Source organism: Eggerthia catenaformis OT 569 = DSM 20559, from assembly GCF_000340375.1.
Lineage (GTDB): Bacteria > Bacillota_I > Bacilli_A > Erysipelotrichales > Coprobacillaceae > Eggerthia > Eggerthia catenaformis.
This window is the reverse complement of record NZ_KB446646.1, coordinates 88,908-111,873: the sequence shown is the minus strand read 5'-3', so window position 1 is coordinate 111,873 and position 22,966 is coordinate 88,908. Positions and strand designations below refer to the sequence as shown.

Sequence of the window (22,966 nt, the reverse complement as noted above, 5' to 3'; positions counted from 1 at the left end):
TACCCCCTTATTCAAAACCTTTCCTAATATATGATATTTTTTATAAAAGGTCAAGTCTATCAGAGAGTTTTCCCATTTACATATAGTTTATAGCCATTTAAATGAATATTACTATAGCTTGTATCTTCATCATTTAATGATGTTATATAAGTATCACCGGTTAATGTAATAGATGATGACTTATCCAGTGTCAGTGTTATATTCTTAGCTGTATTCTTATTATTAATAGCCCCTTTATAGGAAGATGTTTTAAGATGAAGTGTAACTGATGAAAGCTTATCTGCATTAATATTCCCTGCCAGTGTCTGTGATGAAGCATTTAATGTAACTGTAGCTCCATTAGAACCGGATTTTCCCCATTCACTTGTTGCAGCGGCATTTAATAATATTCCGCTTCCATAATTTAACTGTGTATTTGTCAAATTAATCTTAGCATTTGTATTAGTTATAAAAAACATTGGTGCCGTTTTATAATATTTGGATGTACTTGAGATATTTAAAGAAGACTGAGAAGCACTAAAGACTCCTGTACCGCTTGATGCATCACCACTCATTGACTGATAGATCATTATCCCGGCATCATCCACATGATTCCTATTACCGTTGCCATTTGCATATAATGTAGAAGATCTAACTGAAGCACTGTTTTTTCCTTCAACAACAGCTATTTGTGAATTATTAGCAATTCCTGTGGTTTTATTAACAGATATATTACCGGTAGAATAGATCAATGGTGATCCGCCGCCATTTGTTTTTAGAGTACTGTTAGAAACATGAATATTCCCTTCACCTCGATCTGTAGCTAAAGTTGCTGAGCTCTGACCAAGAGTACTGATTTTTAAGTTATTTCCAATAATACTCCCTCCATAAGTTGCATCCAGTCCTCTTGATCCTGACGATCCTGTTGTTTTTATTGTTGAATCAGATATTGTTATCTTAGCTTTTGTACCGGTTGCAAAAACTGCATTTGAACCTTTAGAAGATGTATTAATAGTACTGTTTTTAATAATTGCTGTACTATTTTTTTGTACCAGTATACCGGAATTTATACCATAAAATTCTGAATTTTCAATATTACCTGTATCACCTTTCTTTATAATTTGTGCATTATTAATAGAAGCAGTTCCGCCATTCACCAAAATAACAGACTGATCTTGAGAAGATGAACTATAAGAACCTGTTAAAGTCTTATCTTTAGATACTGTAACCGTTCCTGAAGCAGATGCTGAATTTTGTGATACCTGCATAGTCATTCTATTTGTTTGTACTGAGGCTATTTTAGTATTTACATAAGTTATTCCTCCGGTAAGCAATGCAACTGTTAATCCGGCTATAATTTTTTGATCCTTATTTTTCAAGACATCTTTAATATCTTTTTTAGATCCTTTTGTCATAATCAGATATGCGGCTGCTAAAGAAATGGCTAATGCTTCAGCAGTAAAAACTCCATAATATAAAGGATTTAATGACTTTTTCTTCATTTGTGGCGGTTTACTCCCCAAAGGTGCTTTTTTATTTGAAGGTTCAGCAGTTTTTTGTGACTGATGATTGTTTGATATATTTTTTCTCATTTCTAATGGAAATACATTATTCATGCTTTTATGATCACTGTAACAAGTTCCTCCTGTCAATGCCATTAATCCTATTAAAGTGCTTATTGCGATTGTATTCTTTAATGGTTTATTCATAATTGCCTCCTATCTGTGATCTTATAATTATCATAAAAGAGAATTATGTGATATTTACGTTTGAATAATGTAAAAAAAAGAGAGTTGCCTCTCTTAAAAAAACTGTGTTATCACAAATATATAAAGATATCCTCCCAGCAATCCTCCCAAATGACCGGATTTAGATATACCGGGTGCAAATAATGTAAACCCTAAATTAATCACAATCATAAAAAGATAGTTCTGTAAAAGAGAAACAAAGTTTCCTCCTCGAAATAAAGCTAATCCGATCACAGCTCCTAAATATCCATAGAATACACCGCTTGCTCCTAAAGTGAGTGTATGCATCGCATGATCACTATAATAAGAAGCAAAATAAGTAATTAATCCTGAACAAATCATAGAAGAAAAAACTAATATTCCATATTGTAATGTTCCCATCATTGATTCAAAGAAATGCCCAAGATAATAGATACAGTACATATTCATAAATAAATGAATAGGATCTATATGAATAAAATGACATGTTAGAATACGCCAGTATTCCTTTTTTTCATGAATCTTTGGCGGATACATAGCTCCTAATTTTAAAGCTGTATAATTAAAGTCTTTTGTGCTTTCAATAAATCTAATATAAATAAATAAACCTATACATACAAGCATATAAATATTTGTAATCATTTTACACTTACCCTTCTTTTCTTAACTGCTGTATTACCTGAACTATCAGTAGCACTATAAGTAAGAGTATATTCACCCTTTTTTAAAGTATCTACCTGTCCTTTGATTTTAATCTTTGAAGTCAGATTACCATCTAAATCATCATGAGCACTAATACCGCTATATGGATCAAAAGATGAACCTAAAGCTATTGTAATATCTGAAACACCTTTTATTACAGGCTTAATTTTATTTCTAGAGACAATAACTTTTACTCTTTTAGGCTGTGACTTATTTCCATTCTTATCAACTATTAAGACTCTTTCTATGTAAGTTCCCATCTGATTGTATTTCTTATATTTTACTAAACTCTCACTTTCAGTACTATACAAAAAATAGACATGACTTTTACTGGATTTTTTAAGCTGAGTTTCTATTTTACTTGCGTACAGTATTTCTCCTGCCTGTATTTTATAAACAATCTTTTTTAAATCAAGATATGGTCTGGTATTGTCTTCAACAATAATTTTAAAGTCATAAGTCTTATTAATATAAGTTACAGATGCACTATAAGTTCCTGTTTTTGTCTGCACTTTATTAAGATTAAGCTGAATAGAATCTTTAATATTATGAGAACAATTAACATAATAATCAGGATTAGTAGGTATAACAGTTCCATATTCAAAAGTAAAAACATTCTTTTTTAAACTAAAAACAGTCATAGTTTCAGCAATATAAATAAAACAGGCTTCTAATATAATGAAGAATAATAAAATACATACAGTTATTTTATTCTTCATATTATCACCACCTGTCTTTTAACCATTATACTTTTATTTAGTAAATATTTCAAAGATAATATATTACTTATCTTCTTCTAATAATACTACAGCCTGTGAAACAATACCTTCTTTTCTGCCTATAAAGCCTAATTTTTCTCCTCTTGTGGCTTTAATATTAATATTAGAAATATCAGTATGAAGAACCCTTGCAATATTTTCTCTCATAGATGGAATATAAGGAGCCATCTTTGGTTCTTCACACATAATAATAGTATCAATATTTCCTATCTTATAATGATGATTACACATAAGATTATAAGTTTCTTCTAATAATATCATTGAAGAAATTCCTTTATACTTAGGATCAGTATCAGGAAAATGCTTTCCAATATCTCCTTCTCCCATAGCACCAATAATAGCTTCTATAACCGCATGCAACAATACATCCGCATCACTATGTCCTTTCAATCCTCTTTCATAAGGGATTTCTACTCCTCCTAAAATAAGCTTTCTATGATCTGATAACTGATGTATATCAATTGATTGTCCAATTCTCATAATGATTCCTCCCTTATCATATTAACAAATTTTAATATAAAAAAGAAGAATCAATGATTCTCTATCACCTACTATTTCAGTAATCACAATATTTGCATCTGATGAAGATCCTGCTTATCTCGTTAGTAATATAAGGAACAACTTGAACAGTAGCACCAAGATACTCTTCTCTTCTTTCTTTATCAATAAATCTCTCATAATAACCTAAATCCTGAGCTGTTTTTGCACCATCACCGGTTATAAATATAAATTTAGTCATATATGCCTCCCAATAAAAATACAGTTCCCTTTTATTAGGGGCTGCCCTTCAAAACAATAAAGCGCTTATTACATTGCAATAATTTTATTATTAAAAAGTCTTTCATTGTCAAAGCTGTCTTATTCTATTATTATATAAATAAGGAGAGATAAGAAATGAATAATATACCTCATATATTAGTAATAGATGATGAAAAAGAAATATGTGATCTGATTGAAATCTATTTAACTCAGGAAAGCTTTCAGGTCTTTAAGGCTTATGATGCCGCGCATATTATAGAAGATATTAAAGAACACTCTATTGATTTAGTTATTCTTGATATTATGATGCCCGGTATTGACGGTTTTCAGGCATTAGAATTATTAAGAAAGAATTCTAATATTCCTGTTATCTTCTTATCTGCTAAGACTACTGAAGATGATAAAGTTGAAGGATTATTAAAGGGAGCTGATGACTATATTGGGAAACCATTTAGCTCTAATGAGCTGGTTGCCAGAGTAAAATCTCAATTAAGAAGATATACTGTCTTAAATAGTCCATTGAAAGAAGAAACAAGCATTATTAATGCGAATGATTTAAAGATTGATATCAAACGTAAAATTGTTACTATTAATGATATGCCGATTAATCTGACAAGAATTGAATATAATATTCTTGTCTTACTTGCGACTCATCCTGAAACGGTTTATTCTACTGAAGACATCTTTGAAACAATCTGGAATGAGAAACCTACCAATGCTGATAATACAATAATGGTACATATTAGAAAACTAAGAGAGAAAGTAGAAAGACAGCCTAGAAATCCCAGACATATTAAAACAGTTTGGGGTATTGGGTATAAGTTTACTCTATGATTGCGAAATTTAGACATTTATTTATATCATCTTTTAGATGGCGCATTCTTATTAATATTTCTTTTAGTTATTTAATTGCGATGCTTTTAAGCAGTATTATTGAATATCTTCTTGATCTGTTTCATTTATTTGATTTTAATGATACAACCACTCTTGTTTTTAACTTTGTTTTAGCTTTCTTTCTCTTTGTTGCTATCTTTTTTATGCTGATGAATTTAACCTTGCGTTATATTAATACTTTAAATGAATCTATTCAAGAAGTTACTATGGGTAACTATGATGTAAAGTGTGAAATTGAATATGATGATGAATTAGGATTATTAGCTGCTAATATTAATGCTTTAGCACAAACATTAAAAGAGAATCAGAAAGAGAGTGAGATATTAAAACAGAATGAACGCTTAGCTTATGATGCTGAAAGAAATGCCGAGAAACAGAAAAATGATCTTATTACTAACATAGCTCATGATTTACGTACTCCATTAACTACTATTATTGGTTATCTTGATCTTATTCAAAGTAATGATTTATCTCAGGAAGATATTAATAATTATGCTCATATTGCTTATTCCAAGTCTTTACGTTTACAATCTATGATGGATGACTTATTTGAATTTACAAAATTAGATAATACTAAAGTAAAGATGCAACTTAATGTTATTAATATATCTGAACTTATTATGCAGATTACTGATGAATTCTTTGTTAATTTTCAGGAACATGGTATTACTCCCGTCTTAAACATACAGGATCGTAATGTAACAATTATTGGTGATGGACAGCTTCTAGCAAGAGTATTTGAAAATATTATATCTAATGCATTAAAGTATGGATATGATCATAGTGAATTAAAAATAGAAGTATTAAGTGATAATGAAACAGTATCTATTAAAATAATGAATATGGGAGATACTATTGATAAGAATGATATCCCTTATATCTTTGATAAATTCTATCGTGCAGATAGTGCCAGAGGCACTACTCAGGGAGGAACAGGATTAGGACTGGCAATCAGTAAAAATATTGTAAAAATGCATAAAGGAAAAATTCTTATTACTTCCCATCATAATATCACAACATTTATTGTTATGCTGCCAAGACATATACAGTTTAAAGAGACTCACTAGAGTCTCTTTATTATCTTTAAAATATTAATTACTAGTTATTTGATTGTTTTAAAACATTATTTATATTTTAAGTGTCGCATTTAAGCTAATATTAACGAAATATTACCTGGTCTTACTTTTTGTTCTTGCAATATTAGTTCTAGTAGGATATTCAATATGATGCTCTTTGGCTTTCTTCGGCATTATTCTTTCAAAATAACCGGTTCTTTCGACTTTATCTCTATACTTAAGATAGCTTTCCTCTAAGTCTAATATATCAATAATCTCAATATTTTCATCATGCAGCTTCTGAAGGAAGAATATCAATACATCATCATTCTCACATTCTAATGAATAGATATTGCCGTTCTTATCATAAATAGTAATAAAAATATGATAAATCATCCAAACAGATAAAATCCTAATAAAAGACATAATACTGCACAGAGATATTTCTACTTTATCTATTTCATCATACTTAATCTTAGTAGAAATATTCTTATTTATGATTTCTATTTCTTCGCTATTCACAATAATCAAGTCAAATTTTCTGCTTTTATTATCAAAGCCAATTTCATGATTTTCAACAATCATATGTACCGGTAAATAATTTAATTCTTCCATAATTAGTTTCTCCTTTAATATTTAAAATAATCTTAGTACTTACATTTATATTATACCAATGTTACTTACAAATAAAGTTAATTTATTTTATCATGTACTTTCAAAATCTTAACCACAAGTTTTTGTTAATGTTCCACCACCACAATAATTACAACTCTCTGTAAGGTTTGTTAAAATTGAGCATACTACAGAAAAATATTACCCTTTCTCTAGTTCTATACCCATAGAATGTCATAACTATCAGTGATATATAAAATTTATAGTTTTCACCTTCTCTTACTAAGCAACTTACCTCTATCTTTTCATATACAAAATACAATGTTTCTAATTACAAGTGAACTTATATGGAATAACATACCAAAATATGGCATAACTTACATATATCTTACTTTTTTTATGTAATTTCGTTCACTAAAAAATACATAGTATTCATATTCTATTATTTTTATGAGTACTATGTATTTTACTATGAGATAGATTTATATATCAATACTACTTATATTGCTCTTTCTGATGATGAAAATATACTATATTATATTAACTTTGTCTTATAATAGATAAGAAAGGTAGTTTTTTATATGAATAAAAAGAGTTTTATGAATGTTGATATGCTTCATGGTCCAATCTTTAGAAGTATAGTGATCTTTGCAATACCAATATTTATTTCAAGTATTTTTCAACAATTTTATAATGCTATGGATACTTTTATAGTAGCTAAATATCTAGGCGGTACTTCTCTTTCCGCTATAGGATCTGTTAATTCTGTTTTTGATTTAGTTAATGGCTTTGCTTTAGGTATAGGAAATGGTCTGGCTATTGTAACAGCAAGATCTTATGGTTCAGGAGATAATACTTTACTGAAGAAATCAGTAGCCGGAAGTCTTGTGATTGGACTTATATCAAGTGTTTTAATTACTATTATTGCTTTAATAGGACTTAAACCTTTACTAATTAAAATTAATGTTCCTGCACATATATTCAATGAAGCATATAGCTATATATTCTGGATTGTAGTATTTTTAACAATTATGTTTGCCTATAATCTTCTCGCCGGATTATTAAGATCTATTGGTAATAGTATTATACCTCTAGTATTTCTCATATTTTCTTCAATACTTAATATTATTCTGGATATTTTCTTTATTACTTCATTACATATGGGTATTTCAGGAGCTGCTATTGCAACTGTTATTGCTCAGGGTGTATCAGTCATTCTATGTCTTATTTATATTTTAAAATTTACACCTCTATTAATTCCTAAAAAAGAGCATTTTATCTTTGATAAACAATTGTATAAAGAATTAATCGGACAAGGATATGCGATGGCATTACAGACTTCTATTGTTAATAGCGGATCTGTTATATTACAATCAGGAATTAATGGTTTAGGAGAATATATTATTGCCGGTCATACTTCAGCAAGAAAGCTATATATGTTCTGTAATATGCCATTTGTTTCCATGAGTCATGGTATTGCTACTTTTATATCACAGAATAAAGGAGCTAATAATCCTGATAGAGTACGTAAAGGTTTAAAAAATGCTTATCTCTATGATTTATTCGTAACTATCTTATTAACATTCCTATTATGGGTTTTCTCTGATAATATGATTACATTTATTTCCAGTTCTTCTCGTCCTGAAATCATCTATAATGGTTCTCTTTATTTAAGAATAGTAGCTCCTAATTATTTTATTCTAGGTATTCTTATGCAAACAAGGAGTGCCTTACAAGGTATTGGTCAAAAGATGCTCCCTTTAATATCAAGTATTATAGAACTTATTGGTAAGATTATCTTTGTTTATGTTTTTATTCCTCAATATCATTATATGGCAGTTATATTCTGTGAACCTGTCATTTGGATTGTTATGACTATTTATCTTCTTTATGCTTTTTGGACAAATGATTTTATAAAAAGAAATCGAACTTAATCGATTTCTTTTTAATTTATACTCCTGCTTCTGTTAATGATCTTGCTTTATCATCTTTTATAGTAATTCCTTCCTCTTCTAAACGTTTAATTGTATCTTTAAACTGAGGAAGATATTTTTTATGAGCAATAAATAATTCATCCAGAATATGTTTTGCATCCCCTCCTGATACAATCTGCGGATTAACGGTAAAAGCTTCTAATGCCAGTCCATAATCACCTTTAACGGCTGCTTCTAAAACTGTCAATTCCATATTCTTCATAACCTGAAGCCATCCTTTTTGTGCAGATGGAAGATCTCCAAAAGCAATCGCAAGAGGTCCTGATCTGCCTATATAGGCACTCACTTCTACAACACAGTCTGAAGGAAGATTAGGTACTGCTCCATTATTCTTTGTAGATACTACAATATGTGTATTCTTATTCGCATAGATTGATACAATTGTTTCACAGGCTGCATCACTATAGTGTGCTCCTCCTCTTTTAGCAAGCTCTTCAGGCTTATAATTAAGGTTCGGATCTTTATATAATTCAAAAAGTTTTCTTTCAATTTCTCTTACCTGTTCTGCTCTTGTTCCAATAGTCTGATACTCTTCAATTAAATGAGCAAGCATTTCCTGTTCACAATAATAATATCTATGATATCCACAAGGTATCATTCCCATTGCATAAAGCTGTTCTTTAAAATAAGGAATCTTAAATATATTTTCAGGTGCTGATTTATCATCACATTCAAATAATGCATCAATAACCTTAAGTGTCACTTCTTCTCCCGTATGAGCATTCCATATTCTATGCCAATGGAAATGATTTAATCCGGCAAACTTAAAAATACAATCTTCAGGTTTTAATCCTATCATTGGTGGTTCATCTAAAATAGATTTAACAGGTACATTACATAATCCTATAACTTTATTCCAATGACCATATCTAATAATAGCTTCAGTAATCATACCGCTAGGGTTAGTAAAATTAATAAGCCATGCATCCGGGCATAATTCTTTCATATCTTTAACTATATCCAGTATAACCGGAACAGTTCTGAAAGCCTTAAAAATACCTCCTGCTCCATTTGTTTCCTGACCTAGCTGACCATAAGATAAAGGTATCCTTTCATCTTTTATTCTGGCATCAAGTAATCCTACCCTAAACTGTGTTGTTACAAAATCAGCATCTTTTAGAGCTTCTCTTCTATTAAGAGTTAAATGTACTTTAACATCATAAGGTGAAGCATCCCACATTCTTTGAGCCATAGCTCCTACAATATTCATTTTTTCTTCACCCTCAGGAATATCTACTAACCATATTTCCTTGATAGGCATTTCTTCATATCTTTTGATAAATCCTTCCATTAATTCAGGAGTATAACTGCTTCCTCCGCCAATAGTTACTATCTTTACTTTTTTCTTATCCATATAATACCTCCATTTGTATCTATTATAGTACGGTTACGCTTACATTATTTAAAATTTACAGAATTTGAAAAGTCATTCCTAAGAATGACTATTATAATCCATTTTTGACATCAATACGTACAAGTGCTTTCTTTAAAGCAACTTCTGCTCTCTTGAAATCAATATCTTTTTGTTTCATACGTTCTTTAGCACGCTGTGCAGCTTCTTCTGCTCTACGAAGATCAATCTCTTCCGGAGATTCAACAGCATTGCCAATAACAGTAACTGTATTATCAGGTGTTACATGAAGAAATCCGCCGGCAATCGCAAATTTATAATACTGTCCGTCAAGCTTATAATTCATTTCTGAAATCGCAACTCCAGCTGCTAATGGAATATGATGAGGAAGTATTCCTATCTGCCCATCAGTTGTTGTGATATTAAGCATATCAACATCTAAATCTCTATAAGTTCCAGCAGGAGTAACTATATGTAAATGTATTTTACTCATTTTTCATTGTTTCCGCTTTCGCTGCCGCTTCTTCTATAGTTCCTACATTATGAAATGCCTGTTCAGGTAAATGATCCCATTTTCCTTCTAAAATTTCTTTAAATCCCTTAACAGTATCTTCTACATGTACATACTTTCCATCCATACCGGTGAACTGTGAAGCTACTGAGAATGGCTGTGATAAGAAGTTACGAATACGTCTTGCTCTGGCAACCGTCTTACGATCTTCTTCACTCAATTCATCCATACCTAAGATTGCAATAATATCCTGTAATTCCTGAAATCTCTGTAAGATCTGCTGAACACCATGAGCTGCTTCATAATGTTCTTTACCAACTACATTCGGATCCAATCCTCTTGAAGAAGAATTCAATGGATCAACAGCCGGATAAATACCTAATGCGGCAATATTACGATCTAAGACAACACGTGCATCTAAGTGAGCAAATGTTGTTGCAGGGGCAGGATCTGTTAAATCATCAGCAGGGACATAAACAGCCTGTACAGATGTGATGGATCCTTTCTTTGTTGATGTGATTCTTTCTTGCAGCTGACCCATTTCTGTTGCCAAAGTAGGCTGATAGCCTGCCTGTGAAGGAACACGTCCAAGTAAAGCTGATACTTCTGATCCGGCCTGAGTAAAACGGAAGATATTATCAATGAATAGAAGAACATCCTGCCCTTCCTGATCACGGAAATATTCTGCCATCGTAAGTCCTGTTAAGGCAACTCTTAATCTGGATCCCGGTGGTTCATTCATCTGACCAAAGACAAGAGTTGTCTTATTTAATACTCCACTTTCTTTCATTTCATAATAAAGATCATTACCTTCTCTTGATCTTTCACCTACTCCGGAGAATACAGATAAACCGCCATGTTCAGTAGCAATATTATTGATAAATTCCTGAATAAGAACTGTTTTACCAACACCTGCACCACCAAATAGACCAATCTTACCTCCTTTAATAAAAGGACAAATTAAGTCTACAACTTTAATACCGGTTTCTAATATCTCTGTTTCTGTTCTTTGTTCGGCATAACTAGGAGCAATTCTATGAATAGGCATATGTTCTATTTCTGTTAATTCCTCTTTACCATCAATAGCATGACCTAAAACATTAAACATTCTTCCTAATGTTTCTCTTCCTACCGGAACACTAATAGCAGCTCCGGTATCTTCTGCATCTAAGCCCCTTGTCAAACCATCTGTAGAACCCATTGCGATACAGCGTACAACATCATCACCTATATGCTGAGCAACTTCTACTACCAGCTCCTGACCGCGATTATTGAGCCTAATAGCATTGTTAATATCAGGAAGATTTTTATTACTATCAAACTGAATATCAACAACAGGTCCACGAGCAGCAATGACTTTCCCTATATTTGACATATGGCACCTCCTCTAATTTTCTGCATTTGCACCAGCGACAATTTCGCTGACTTCACTTGTAATAGCACTTTGACGTGCCTGATTATATTTTAACTGTAAATCATCAATTAATTCATTTGCATTATCTGTCGCATTTTCCATTGATGTTCTTCTTGAAGCATTTTCACTGGTTACACTCTCAATTAAATAACCATAAATAACTGATTGAAGATACATTGGTATCAGACTATCTAATACCGCTTCCGGACTAGGCTCAAAAACTGTCTGCTTATGAATACCTTTACTTTTTCCAAAATCTTTTTCTTCTACAGGAAGAAGATTAATAATTTGAGGAGTAAAAGTTAAGTTATTAATAAATTCAGTATAGATAATACGAATAGATTTAATCTCTTGTGCTTTATAGCCCTCCAACAAATGATTTGTAAGTCTGATAATCTCTCTAAAATCCAGAGTAGAATTAAGATCAATATAATCTGTATTTATTTCCGCTTTTTCATGTACTCTCAGATAGCTTTCTCCCTTATGCCCAATCACATAAACAAGATCCTCATCTTTCAATACTTCTCTTGTCTTTTTAAAAATATTTGCATTATATCCGCCACATAATCCTAAACTGCTGGATATCATAATAACAACATTCCTGCCTTTTCCATTCTTCTTTAAATAAGGAGACTCTATATCCCCATTAGCATCTGATAGAATATGAGCACAGGTTTCTTTTACTTTTGAATAATATGGTTTCATATTATCCATCTGTTTTCTTGTTTTCATTAATTTAGAACTGGCTACCAACATCATTGCACGTGTTATTTTTCTTGTTGAATCCACTGACTTGATTCGGCGTTTAATCGCCTGCATTGATCCTGCCATAATTATTACTCAGCTTTCTGTAAATTTTCAAACTGTTTAACATAAGCAGACATCACTTCTTTTAATGAACTTATTAATTCATCAGAAAGAACTTTTTTCTCTTCTATTTCGGTTAAGTATTCAGGATGTGTCATTTTTACATTTTCCGTAATACCCGTCATAAACTCACTAATCTTATTTGTTTTAATCGTCTTTGTAAAACCATACTTTAAAGCAAATAATGTAATAACCTGTTCAGTAACTAAACGAGGTGAATACTGAGCCTGCTTTAACACTTCTCTTACTTTTTCACCATGATCAATCGTTGCTTTAGTAGCCTCATCCAGATCACTGCCAAACTGAGCAAATGCCTGCATTTCCTGATATTGAGCTAATTCAAACTTTAATGATGATGAAACCTGCTTCATAGCTTTAATCTGAGCAGCAGATCCTACACGTGATACTGATAACCCGGTATCAATAGCCGGTCTAAAGCCGGCATTAAATAATTCCTGCTGTAAGAAAATCTGTCCATCTGTAATAGAAATAACATTAGTAGGAATATAAGCTGAAATATCCCCTGCCTGTGTTTCAATAATAGGTAAGGCGGTAATTGATCCTCCTCCATTTTCTTCATTGAGACGACAGCTTCTCTCTAATAATCTAGAATGTAGATAGAAGACATCACCCGGATAAGCTTCTCTTCCCGGTGCTCTCTTTAATAATAATGATAGTGTTCTATATGCTACGGCATGTTTACTTAAATCATCATAGACAATTAATACATCTTTTCCCTGTTCAAGCCATTCCTCAGCTATTGCACATCCGGCATAAGGAGCAATATATTGAACAGGAGCCATTTCGCTGGCAGATGCTGAAACAACTGTTGTATATTCCATTGCTCCTCCCTGTTTTAATTTATTAACAACCTGAGCAACAGTAGAATTTTTCTGTCCAATCGCAACATAAATACAATAAATATTCTGATTCTTCTGATTTAAGATTGTATCAATCGCAATAGCTGTTTTTCCGGTTTCTCGATCACCAATGATTAATTCTCTTTGTCCTCTACCAATCGGAATAATAGAATCAATGGTAGTAATACCGGTTTGTAAAGGCTGATCAACTGATTTTCTTGTCATAACACCAGGAGCAATTCTTTCAATAGGTCTTGTCTTAGAAGTACGTAAATCTCCCTGACCATCAATAGCCTGTCCTAATGGATTAACAACTCGACCTAATAATTCATCACCTACCGGTACTTCAATAATCTTTCCTGTACGTCTTACTTCATCGCCCTCTTTGATCTCATCAGCATTACCCAGCAAAGTAATACCTACACTATCCTCATCCAAGTTCATAACCATACCAAAGACATTGCCGGGAAATTCTATTAATTCACTGACCATTGCATTATCCAATCCATGAATAACCGCAACGCCATCTCCAACAGTCATAACCGTTCCAATATCTTTTTGTTCGATGATATCATCATAGTGTTTGATTTGATCTTTAATTAAGGCACTAATTTCATCCGGTCTTAATCCCACACTGTTCACCTGCTTTCCAGTAAACTATGTTTTAACATATTTACTTTATTCTTTACAGAGCCGTCATAGACTCTCGTATTGACTTGTACTCTTACTCCGCCAATAAGACTTTCATCTTTAATAACGCGTAACTGTACAGTTTTATTTTCTTTTTTACTTATTGCCCGGGCAATAGAATTTATCTGTTTATCAGTTAAATCAAAGGCACTATAAATAATACCTTCTTCAATACCTAACTGCTTATTACAAAGCTTAATAAAAGCTTTGACTATTTCTCTAATATAGCGAATTCTTCTTTTCTTAACTAAAAGCTTTAAAAAATTTAAAATATAATGATCTACACTATCTTTAAAACTATCTTCTAAAAGCTGATACTTTATCTGATCTTCAATAAGTACATGAGAAAAGAAAACCACAAATTCAGGATCACTTTCTAATACTGTATCAACCAACTTTATATCATCCAAATAAGCTTTAACAGTATTATTTTCTAAGGCAAGTTCAAATAAAGACTCTGCATATCTTTCGCTGACAGTATCCATTAATTAACAACCTCATCTACAAACTTTTGAACCATTTCATTATTTGCAGATAAATCCATTTCTTTATTCATAATTTTTTCTGCTACTTCAGCTGCAATATCTACAATTTCTTTCTTCATTGAATCCTGAGCCTGAAGCCTTTCTGATTCAATTTCAGATCTTGTCTGTTCTAATTTTTTTCTTGCCTGTTGATTTGCATCCGCAATAATCATCTGTTTTTGTTTATTGGCATCTTCTTTTGCCTGTTCAACTATCATCTTATATTGAGAAGCAGATTCTCTAGCCTGTTTTTCACTTTCATTTAAATAGACCTGAGCCTGTTCTCTCATTTCTTTAGAATCTGTTATATTCTTTTCAATATAATCAGCTCTCTTTTCAAAGAAAGCCATCATTGGTTTCCAAAGATATTTTTTAAAGACAAATAGTAAGATACCTGTTGAACATAACTGAACAATGATTGTCTGAATATTAGGAGCTAATTTACTAGCTATATCCGGTAAATTTAATTCCATAGCCTATCCTCCTTTAAAATATTTATTTGAATACGAAAATTAAAATTAAAGCAGTTAATAAACCATATAAAGCAACTGTCTCTGTTAAAGCAATACCTAAAATCATAGTTGTTCTAATAGAATTTTCTGCTTCCGGATTTCTGCCAATAGCTTCAACTGCTTTTGAAGCCACTAATCCTTCACCAATACCTGTTCCTAAACCAGCTAATACTGCAATTCCGGCAGCAATCGCAACTAAACCTCTTGTCATAAAATTTTTCCTCCTAAAATTGAATTTTTTTATTCCTCATCCGGATTCTCAATAGAAATCAGAATTGAAGATAATGTCATAAAGACCAAAGCCTGAATAACTCCTGAGAACACATCAAAATAGATATGTAATATCGGAGCAATGACCGGTCCTAAAAAATTGAATGGGATCAAATGATAAGATACCCATTTTGTAGCTCCATAGACTAATCCCATAATAAATGAGCCGCTTAATAAGTTACAGAATATACGCATTGATAATGATATCAACGGTGATACTTTACCTAATAAATTAGTAGGCGGCAATAAAGCGTCTTTTATATAAGATCCTATGCCATGAGCTTTAATAGAATTCCATTGTATCAATACAAATGTAATCAAACCTAGCGATAATGTTATTGAATAGTTTGTAGTGGGAGCTTCAAATCCTGTCAGTCCCCATAAGTTAGAAACAATAAGATAAGCAAATAACATCGCAAAATAAGGATAATAATTCTTTTCAAACTTTTTAGGCATTAATCCTTTTAAATAATCATAAATTGTCTTAATGCCTACTTCAGCTACTAATAGTGCTCCCTTCGGTCTTTCTAAAGGATCAGCAGCTTCTGCTTTTTTCCCTACCTTTATAAAGATTATAGAAAGAATAATCATAACTGTAATTGAACTGATCAGTTCCGGCTGTAAGTTATTAAAGAATGTACTCATTCGATTTTCCTCCTTTCTTTAAAAGCATCCCAATAAATAGTCATTTTTATTACAAAATAAGCAATAAATACAGTAATATAGCTTACATAATCCATCAAAAGTAAACCTATTAATAGACCGGCAGAATATATAAACAGCTGACCTATAAATAGACAAACTGTTAAAATCTTTGTATTGCTTTTATTGTCTAAAAGAAGATCTGTCATTCTAGCAGTCATCATAAAAGCTAATAACGAAATAAGATAACCTATCATAAAACCTGCCGGGTATCTGATCTCACCGGTAAATAGAGTGGCTATTAAGCCAATAAGAAATATAATATAAGACTGTCGTCTAATCTTATATTCAATCATTAATTAGTACCAAACAAACGATCTCCAGCATCTCCAAGACCGGGAACAATATAGCCATGATCATTTAAATGATCATCTAAAGCCGCTAATGTAATATCAAGCTCAGGATATTTATCCTGCAAGAATTTAACGCCTTCCGGTGCTCCTACTAAACATACTAACATAATATCTTTAGCTCCTCGATCAAGAATATCCTGAATAGCCATATCAGCACTACCTCCTGTTGCCAGCATCGGATCAACAATAATCACTTTTGATTCTGTCAGTCCTTTTGGAAATCTAGCATAATATTCCTGAGGCTGAAGCGTTTCTTCATCACGATACATTCCGATATGTCCTATTTTAGCATTAGGCATAATTGTTCTAAATCCATCTACTAAACCAATACCGGCTCTTAGAATAGGTACTAAAACAATCTGCTTATCTAATTCATATCCTGTTGTTTTACAGATTGGTGTTTCAATATCCTTTAATTTTAAAGGAAAATCTTTAGATACTTCATAAGCCATCAACATTGCAATCTCATCTAAATTCTGTTTAAAAATATAAGTAGATGTACTTTTCTCCCTCATAATTGATAACTTATGCTTAATTAAAGCATGGTCTAAAATCTTAACACTCATATTTGTCCTCCCAATATCATTTTATATAATTAAGATCTTTATACATAACAACCTTATTTGTCAGTATTTTAACTCTTTTTAAGCATTCCTGCTTAATATCTTCTGTTTCTTTATTCTTAAGACGTAAAGAGATAATCTTCCCTACTTCTCTAAAATCATCTTCATTGAATCCTTTAGTAGTCATAGCGGGAGTTCCTAACCTAATGCCGGAAGCCTTAAAAGGTTTCTCCGTATCAAACGGAATAGCATTTTTATTAGCTGTAATATGAATTTCATCAAGCAATCTTTGTGCTTTCTTACCGGAAATACCACAACTTGATTTTACATCCACCAATAATAAATGATTATCTGTACCGCCGGCAACTAATCTAAATCCTTCTTCTTTCAATGATTCTTCTAATGCCTTAGCATTCTTTCTAATCTTAACTGCATACTCTTTAAATTCAGGTTGCATTACTTCATAGAAGCAAGCTGCTTTAGCAGCAATAATATGCATAAGCGGTCCGCCCTGCATACCGGGGAATACGGCTGAATCAATCACTTTGCCAAACTCTTCCTTAGCCATAATGATTCCGCCTCTAGGTCCTCTTAATGTTTTATGTGTTGTACTGGTAACAATATCAGCATAAGGAAAAGGTGATGGATGTTCATTGGCAGCTACCAGACCGGCAATATGAGCCATATCTACCATAAATAATGCACCATTCTGATGAGCAATCTCCGCCATCAGTTTAAAATCAATGATTCTCGAATAAGCACTTGCTCCGGCAACCACAAGTTTAGGTTTAATCATTTCTACTTTCTTTTTATATTCATTATAATCCAGACATTCTGTTTCTCTATTCACACCATAAGCATGAAATTCATAAGTCTTGCCGGAAAAATTTAATGGGTGTCCGTGAGTTAAATGACCGCCATCATTTAAACTCATCCCCAGCACTTTATCTCCGGGTTCTAATAATGCAAAATAAACAGCACTATTTGCCTGTGAGCCGGAATGCGGCTGAACATTTGCATATTCACAGCCGAATATTTCTTTTAATCTTTCAATTGCCAATTCTTCTGCTTCATCTACAAATTCACATCCTCCATAATATCTTCTATGAGGATATCCTTCAGCATATTTATTTGTTAAAACTGAACCGGCTAATTCCATGATTTCATCAGATACAAAGTTTTCTGATGCAATTAATTCAATATTTTCTCTTTGTCTATTTAATTCTCTTTGTACACTTTCAAAAAGTTTCTGATCTCTCATAATTGCTCCTTTTCTAAAGCCATCATTTTCTCAATACGAGGAATATGACGACCACCTTCAAAATCTGAAGATAGCCATGCATTTAATACTTCAATTGCTAAACCTTCCCCGATAACTCTCTGTCCCATAGCCAACATATTTGCATCATTATGATTTCTTGTTGCTTTAGCACTAAAAACATCATGACATAAAGCACATCTGATCCCCTTAACCTTATTAGCAGTTATTGAAACTCCAATACCTGTTCCACAGACTACAACACCTTTATCACATTCTCCTGATGCAACAGCTTTTGCTGCCTTGGCAGCATAATCAGGATAATCACATGATTCTTCACTATATGTTCCAAAGTCTTTAACTTTATATCCTTGTCTTTGTAATTCTTTGAATAAAACATTCTTTAATCTGTATCCGCCATGATCACATGCAATTGCGATTGTCATAAAAGAGCCTCCTCTATATCCTTTTTATGAATTAATCCTTCTCTTAATATCTCTATCTTTCCATCAGTAAGTAAGACAACTGTACTCGCCAAAGCAGAAGAACACTGTCCTTTAACTACATAACTAATGCGTCCCTCAAGCTGATGAAGAACCTCTTTTTCATTAGTAGTATTAGGATGACCTGATAAATTAGCACTTGTTACCAAAATAGGTCCTGTCTTATCAATAAGATTTAATACAAACTGACTATCAGGTATTCTTATTCCTATTGTTGGAAGATAATTTGTCATTATTGGATCTACTGTTTTTTTTCTTTTAAGCACTAAAGTGATTCTTCCCGGCATAAATTTTCTTGCTATCTTCATGATATTCTCATCTGTTTCACCATACTTGCCAATATCATCTATATCTTTCAGCATTAACGTTACAGCCTTAGAATAATCTCTCTCTTTAGCGTCCATAAGTTTATCTAAAGCATCTGAATCATTAAACTTACAGGCTAATCCATATACTGTTTCTGTAGGAAAAGCAACAATCTCTCCATTACCAATAGCTTGTGCTATTAAATCAATCTCTTTTTCTTCTACAACAGTTGTCAAAATAATTCACCTCAATCAGGCATATAATATCATAAAAACTATTAAAAAAATACTATTTAATATATTTTTATATAAAAATGACCATTAGTCATTTTTATTATTATATGCTTTACTTATCATAAATACAACTCTTTTTTATTTTAATTTAAACATGAATGTTAGTATTAATAATAATCTTGAATGTTAGTATTAATAATGATATGCTTTATGAAAGCACTAACGAAAGGAGAGAAAATATGAATTTAAAGAAAAAGTTAATGCTTACTTTAGCCCTTGGGATGTCTTGTTCTCAAATGCATCTTGCATTTGCTCAAAGTGCTCCACCACTTGTCCCTATACAACAGGATACAGGGAATTTATTACAAGACTCCTCATTTGAAAACCACCATAATCACTGGCTAAAAACCGGTGATGCCCAATTCTCCAGCTATGGGAATTCGGCTGCATCAGGAAACTGGTATTGTTTACTTCCTCAAGGATCACGTAATGCCTGTGCATATCAAAAGGTGACTTTAAAGCCCAACACCAATTATATTGCCAAAGCAAAGGTTCTTGTAGGGAAACAAGGAGGATTGGCATACTTTAATGTCAAAACACAAGATGTTTCTACTCTTATTAATGGAGCTGAGGTATCTGTTTCTTACAAAAAAGAATATGATTGGAAATATCAGGATGTTGAATTAAAATTCAATACAAAAAACTATACAAATGTAGCAATTTGTATTATGAAATGGACTGATAAGGATCAAAATATTATTAATTCTCAGATTCAGGCTGATGATATTCAGTTATTTGAAGAAGGTAACAATCAACAGCAGAATCAGACTTATAAAACACTCTGGTATGATAATTTTGATCAAAAGTCATTAAATCTTAAAGACTGGGAATATGAATTGGGTTCAATTCGCGGTCATGAACAGCAGCACTATGTTAACAATAAAGAAAATGTATTTATAAGAAATGGTAAGCTTGTTTTAAGAGCTACAGATAGAGATAAAAAAGATCAGTATCAAAATCCAAGAAATCCAAGCAGAACGGTTATCTATAATTCCGGCAGTGTAAGGACTCATGGTCATAAAGAGTTCTTATATGGACGTATAGAAATAAGAGCTAAGCTTCCTAAAGGACAGGGTGTTTTCCCGGCGTTCTGGACATTGGGTCATGATTTCACATTAGATGGCAATATCAATGGTAAACAAGGATATGGATGGCCCCGCTGCGGTGAAATTGATATTATGGAATTAACAGGGAAAGCAGGAAATCATCCGGATAATAAGAGAGTATGGCAAACATTACATACCGGTACGGCTAACTCGGAGAATGACCATAAGCTGGGCGGTACCAGCCATACTATTAATGAAGATTTTAATAACGGCTATCATACTTTCGGTATTAACTGGAATAAAGATTCTATTGAATGGTACGTTGACAATAAAATTGTAGCACGTGTTGATTACAGTCATGATAAAATTGCTAAAACAGCATTAAACAGACCTCATTATATTCAATTAAATTTAGCAATGGGCGGTTCTTGGCCGGGAGAAGTCGGTAAAAACTTAGCCGGTACTGAATTTGAAATTGATCATGTTGTTTATGCAAGAAATCAGCAGCAGGAAAAAGATGCTCAGGAATACTATGCTAAAGCTCCAAAATTAGAAGGAGTTAAGCCTCTTACTATAGAGGAAGGAGATACTGATGTATTAAAAGGTCTTACTACTTCTAATAATTATCATATTGATTATTCTATTGAAGATTCTCCTCAGTTTAAAGCGGAAGGCGGATTGACTAAAGTTAATCTGTTATGTAAAGGTAAAGATGATCTTTCATCATTAAAAGCATTAAAACCGGGACAATATACAATTCATTACACAGCTCTGCCAAATGATATTAAATATACTCATCAAGGCTTAAGTGCGGAAAAAGATTATCTACTGGCAAGAAAGTCAACAACATTGACTATTGTTAAAAAGAAAAAAGTATTTAAAATGCTGGAAAATCCAAAATCAGTCACACAAGGAGAAGAAGCTGTCTTTAAATCAGAAGCCCCATTTGATACATTTAAAGAAGTTATGGTTGACAATAAAGTCATTGATAAGAAATTCTATACTGTAAAAAGTGGAAGTACTGTTGTAACTTTATCAAAAGATTATACAAGTACTTTATCAGCAGAGAACCATACTCTTTCTATTGTCTCTGAAGAAGGAAGTGCTACAGCATTATTTAAAGTGAATAAGAAAGTAATTGCATCAGAAAGCAATAATGAGTCATCAAAACCAAAAACCCCATCAAAGCCAAGTGTTAAAGAAACACCAAAAGCAAAAGACTCATCAAAGCCCGGTATAGAAAAAGAAATACCTAAAAATAAAGAAAGAATGTCTCCAAAAACATCTGATACAACATCAATAATGGGATTTGTGCTTATCTCATTAATCAGTTTATTTGTTTTATACTTTAGTAAAAAACAAAAGGCTTAATATTTAAATAACCTCTTAGCAGATAGTATATATCAACTACTATTGTCTAAGAGGTTTTTCATTGATAAAAGATATATTCTTTTTTAACAAAATTCATTTTTCAATCTTATTTTAATTATGTTACACTTAATATAAGAGGTGATTTTTATGAAAACAAAAACTAAAGTACTTATCGGAACATCAATAGTATCTACACTTGCAGCAGGTTACTTTGTATCAGGATATATAGGTTTATTATATGCTGCCAGAAGAAGAAAACATTCTTCTGTTATATTACATCCATTAACACAAAATGAATTAGACTATATTAAGAATTTAGAAAAGGAAACTTTATCTATTACATCATTTGATGGGATTAGACTTAAAGGAACAGTTATTAAAGGAAATACAAATAAAGCTGTTATCTGTGTACATGGATATCATTCAAGCGGTTATAGAGATTTTCAATATTTCATTAGATTCTATCATGAATTAGGATATACTATCTTACTTCCTGAGGATCGTGCTCATGGAGATAGTCAAGGTAAATATATCGGCTTTGGATGGCAGGATCGTTTAGATCTGATTGAATGGATACATGAATTACAAAAATATTTCCGTTTTCAACCTATTCAGATTGCTTTACATGGCATATCTATGGGAGCTTCTACAGTCTTAATGGCTAGCGGTGAAGATTTATCTTCTGATGTAAAATGCATTATTTCTGACTGTGCCTACTCTAATATTAAAGAAGAATTTAGATATTTCTTAAAAGAAGCAAAACTGCCATCACGAACAATTCTTTCCAGTGCTATTATCTTATCTAAGAATATCTTAGGCTATGATATAAGAAAGGCAGATGCCATTAAACAGGTAGAAAAATCACATATACCTACTCTATTTATCCATGGAGACCAAGATACAGTTGTTCCTGTCCGTAATGCTTCTCAATTATATAATGCCTGTAATGCAGAAAAAGAACTTGTTATTGTAAAAGGAGCAGAGCATGCCGACAGTATCATTACTAATCCTGATCTATATTTTGAAAAACTCAAAGAATTTTTAGATAATCATATAAACTAAAGCCTCCAT

24 protein-coding genes and 1 pseudogene are annotated in these 22,966 nt (G+C 32.1%); 5 read left to right on the top strand and 20 right to left on the bottom strand.

Annotation, left to right across the window (positions count from 1 at the left end; all coding sequences use genetic code 11):
- Window positions 1-59: 59 nt before the first annotated feature.
- The 5 genes and pseudogenes from HMPREF9943_RS00600 to HMPREF9943_RS00580 form a co-directional block, all read right to left on the bottom strand.
- Entirely contained in the window at window positions 60-1,688 is a 1,629-nt protein-coding gene (locus HMPREF9943_RS00600) for an autotransporter outer membrane beta-barrel domain-containing protein (RefSeq protein WP_004801127.1), read from the bottom strand.
- Window positions 1,689-1,781: 93 nt separating this feature from the next.
- Complete coding sequence (locus HMPREF9943_RS00595) at window positions 1,782-2,348, bottom strand: rhomboid family intramembrane serine protease (protein ID WP_004801126.1); 567 nt, start codon at window positions 2,346-2,348, stop codon at window positions 1,782-1,784.
- Window positions 2,345-3,127, bottom strand: a complete 783-nt coding sequence (locus HMPREF9943_RS00590) for a DUF5011 domain-containing protein (protein ID WP_004801125.1) — start codon at window positions 3,125-3,127, stop codon at window positions 2,345-2,347. Before HMPREF9943_RS00590 ends, HMPREF9943_RS00595 begins: the two co-directional genes overlap by 4 nt.
- Before the next feature lie 63 nt (window positions 3,128-3,190).
- Complete coding sequence (ispF, locus tag HMPREF9943_RS00585) at window positions 3,191-3,670, bottom strand: 2-C-methyl-D-erythritol 2,4-cyclodiphosphate synthase (RefSeq protein WP_035581601.1); 480 nt, start codon at window positions 3,668-3,670, stop codon at window positions 3,191-3,193.
- Between the two features lie 39 nt (window positions 3,671-3,709).
- Window positions 3,710-3,914: pseudogene (locus tag HMPREF9943_RS00580) on the bottom strand (CTP synthase); the annotation flags it as partial.
- Window positions 3,915-4,081: 167 nt separating this feature from the next.
- Here HMPREF9943_RS00580 and HMPREF9943_RS00575 point away from each other — a divergent pair.
- Window positions 4,082-4,780 (top strand): response regulator transcription factor, encoded by a 699-nt coding sequence (locus HMPREF9943_RS00575; protein ID WP_004801122.1) that lies wholly within the window; start codon window positions 4,082-4,084, stop codon window positions 4,778-4,780.
- The gene (locus HMPREF9943_RS00570; protein ID WP_004801121.1) at window positions 4,777-5,907 is read left to right on the top strand and encodes a sensor histidine kinase; all 1,131 of its coding nucleotides are present in this window, start codon (window positions 4,777-4,779) and stop codon (window positions 5,905-5,907) included. The genes HMPREF9943_RS00575 and HMPREF9943_RS00570 overlap by 4 nt, the downstream gene beginning before the upstream one ends.
- 102 nt (window positions 5,908-6,009) lie before the next feature.
- On the opposite strand, the gene HMPREF9943_RS00565 is transcribed toward HMPREF9943_RS00570, so the two are convergent.
- On the bottom strand, window positions 6,010-6,510 hold the full coding sequence (locus tag HMPREF9943_RS00565; protein ID WP_004801120.1) for a hypothetical protein: 501 nt from the start codon (window positions 6,508-6,510) through the stop codon (window positions 6,010-6,012).
- 578 nt (window positions 6,511-7,088) lie between these two features.
- Here HMPREF9943_RS00565 and HMPREF9943_RS00560 point away from each other — a divergent pair.
- Window positions 7,089-8,441, top strand: a complete 1,353-nt coding sequence (locus HMPREF9943_RS00560) for an MATE family efflux transporter (RefSeq protein ID WP_004801119.1) — start codon at window positions 7,089-7,091, stop codon at window positions 8,439-8,441.
- 16 nt (window positions 8,442-8,457) lie between these two features.
- Here HMPREF9943_RS00560 and HMPREF9943_RS00555 read toward each other — a convergent pair whose 3' ends face one another.
- The 14 genes from HMPREF9943_RS00555 to HMPREF9943_RS00490 all read right to left on the bottom strand — a co-directional run bounded on the left by HMPREF9943_RS00555 (window position 8,458) and on the right by HMPREF9943_RS00490 (window position 19,421).
- The gene (locus HMPREF9943_RS00555; protein ID WP_004801118.1) at window positions 8,458-9,855 is read right to left on the bottom strand and encodes a 6-phospho-beta-glucosidase; all 1,398 of its coding nucleotides are present in this window, start codon (window positions 9,853-9,855) and stop codon (window positions 8,458-8,460) included.
- A 91-nt stretch (window positions 9,856-9,946) separates the two neighbouring features.
- A complete protein-coding gene (atpC, locus tag HMPREF9943_RS00550) occupies window positions 9,947-10,345 on the bottom strand; it encodes an ATP synthase F1 subunit epsilon (protein WP_004801117.1) in 399 nt (132 codons plus the stop codon).
- Complete coding sequence (gene atpD, locus HMPREF9943_RS00545) at window positions 10,338-11,738, bottom strand: F0F1 ATP synthase subunit beta (RefSeq protein ID WP_004801116.1); 1,401 nt, start codon at window positions 11,736-11,738, stop codon at window positions 10,338-10,340. Before atpD ends, atpC begins: the two co-directional genes overlap by 8 nt.
- A gap of 12 nt (window positions 11,739-11,750) precedes the next feature.
- The gene (atpG, locus tag HMPREF9943_RS00540) at window positions 11,751-12,608 is read right to left on the bottom strand and encodes an ATP synthase F1 subunit gamma (RefSeq protein WP_004801115.1); all 858 of its coding nucleotides are present in this window, start codon (window positions 12,606-12,608) and stop codon (window positions 11,751-11,753) included.
- Window positions 12,609-12,613: 5 nt separating this feature from the next.
- Entirely contained in the window at window positions 12,614-14,137 is a 1,524-nt protein-coding gene (gene atpA, locus HMPREF9943_RS00535; protein ID WP_004801114.1) for a F0F1 ATP synthase subunit alpha, read from the bottom strand.
- 5 nt (window positions 14,138-14,142) lie between these two features.
- Entirely contained in the window at window positions 14,143-14,679 is a 537-nt protein-coding gene (locus HMPREF9943_RS00530) for a F0F1 ATP synthase subunit delta (RefSeq protein ID WP_004801113.1), read from the bottom strand.
- On the bottom strand, window positions 14,679-15,191 hold the full coding sequence (gene atpF / locus HMPREF9943_RS00525; protein WP_004801112.1) for a F0F1 ATP synthase subunit B: 513 nt from the start codon (window positions 15,189-15,191) through the stop codon (window positions 14,679-14,681). Before atpF ends, HMPREF9943_RS00530 begins: the two co-directional genes overlap by 1 nt.
- 22 nt (window positions 15,192-15,213) lie before the next feature.
- Window positions 15,214-15,441 carry an ATP synthase F0 subunit C gene (atpE, locus tag HMPREF9943_RS00520; RefSeq protein WP_004801111.1) on the bottom strand — a complete coding sequence of 76 codons (228 nt, stop codon included), beginning with the start codon at window positions 15,439-15,441 and terminating at the stop codon, window positions 15,214-15,216.
- Between the two features lie 29 nt (window positions 15,442-15,470).
- Window positions 15,471-16,145 (bottom strand): F0F1 ATP synthase subunit A, encoded by a 675-nt coding sequence (locus HMPREF9943_RS00515; RefSeq protein ID WP_004801110.1) that lies wholly within the window; start codon window positions 16,143-16,145, stop codon window positions 15,471-15,473.
- On the bottom strand, window positions 16,142-16,498 hold the full coding sequence (locus HMPREF9943_RS00510; RefSeq protein ID WP_004801109.1) for a hypothetical protein: 357 nt from the start codon (window positions 16,496-16,498) through the stop codon (window positions 16,142-16,144). Before HMPREF9943_RS00510 ends, HMPREF9943_RS00515 begins: the two co-directional genes overlap by 4 nt.
- Window positions 16,498-17,121: a uracil phosphoribosyltransferase gene (gene upp / locus HMPREF9943_RS00505; protein ID WP_004801108.1), complete on the bottom strand. Its 624-nt coding sequence runs from the start codon at window positions 17,119-17,121 to the stop codon at window positions 16,498-16,500. Before upp ends, HMPREF9943_RS00510 begins: the two co-directional genes overlap by 1 nt.
- 16 nt (window positions 17,122-17,137) lie before the next feature.
- Entirely contained in the window at window positions 17,138-18,379 is a 1,242-nt protein-coding gene (glyA, locus tag HMPREF9943_RS00500) for a serine hydroxymethyltransferase (RefSeq protein ID WP_004801107.1), read from the bottom strand.
- A complete protein-coding gene (rpiB, locus tag HMPREF9943_RS00495) occupies window positions 18,376-18,822 on the bottom strand; it encodes a ribose 5-phosphate isomerase B (protein WP_004801106.1) in 447 nt (148 codons plus the stop codon). The genes glyA and rpiB overlap by 4 nt, the downstream gene beginning before the upstream one ends.
- Window positions 18,819-19,421 (bottom strand): L-threonylcarbamoyladenylate synthase, encoded by a 603-nt coding sequence (locus tag HMPREF9943_RS00490; RefSeq protein WP_004801105.1) that lies wholly within the window; start codon window positions 19,419-19,421, stop codon window positions 18,819-18,821. Before HMPREF9943_RS00490 ends, rpiB begins: the two co-directional genes overlap by 4 nt.
- A 236-nt stretch (window positions 19,422-19,657) precedes the next feature.
- Here HMPREF9943_RS00490 and HMPREF9943_RS00485 point away from each other — a divergent pair, with 236 nt between their 5' ends.
- Both HMPREF9943_RS00485 and HMPREF9943_RS00480 read left to right on the top strand, forming a co-directional pair.
- Window positions 19,658-21,895: a glycoside hydrolase family 16 protein gene (locus HMPREF9943_RS00485; protein ID WP_004801104.1), complete on the top strand. Its 2,238-nt coding sequence runs from the start codon at window positions 19,658-19,660 to the stop codon at window positions 21,893-21,895.
- A 147-nt stretch (window positions 21,896-22,042) separates the two neighbouring features.
- Window positions 22,043-22,957, top strand: coding sequence for an alpha/beta hydrolase (locus HMPREF9943_RS00480; protein ID WP_004801103.1), 915 nt, complete (start codon window positions 22,043-22,045; stop codon window positions 22,955-22,957).
- Window positions 22,958-22,966: the final 9 nt, after the last annotated feature.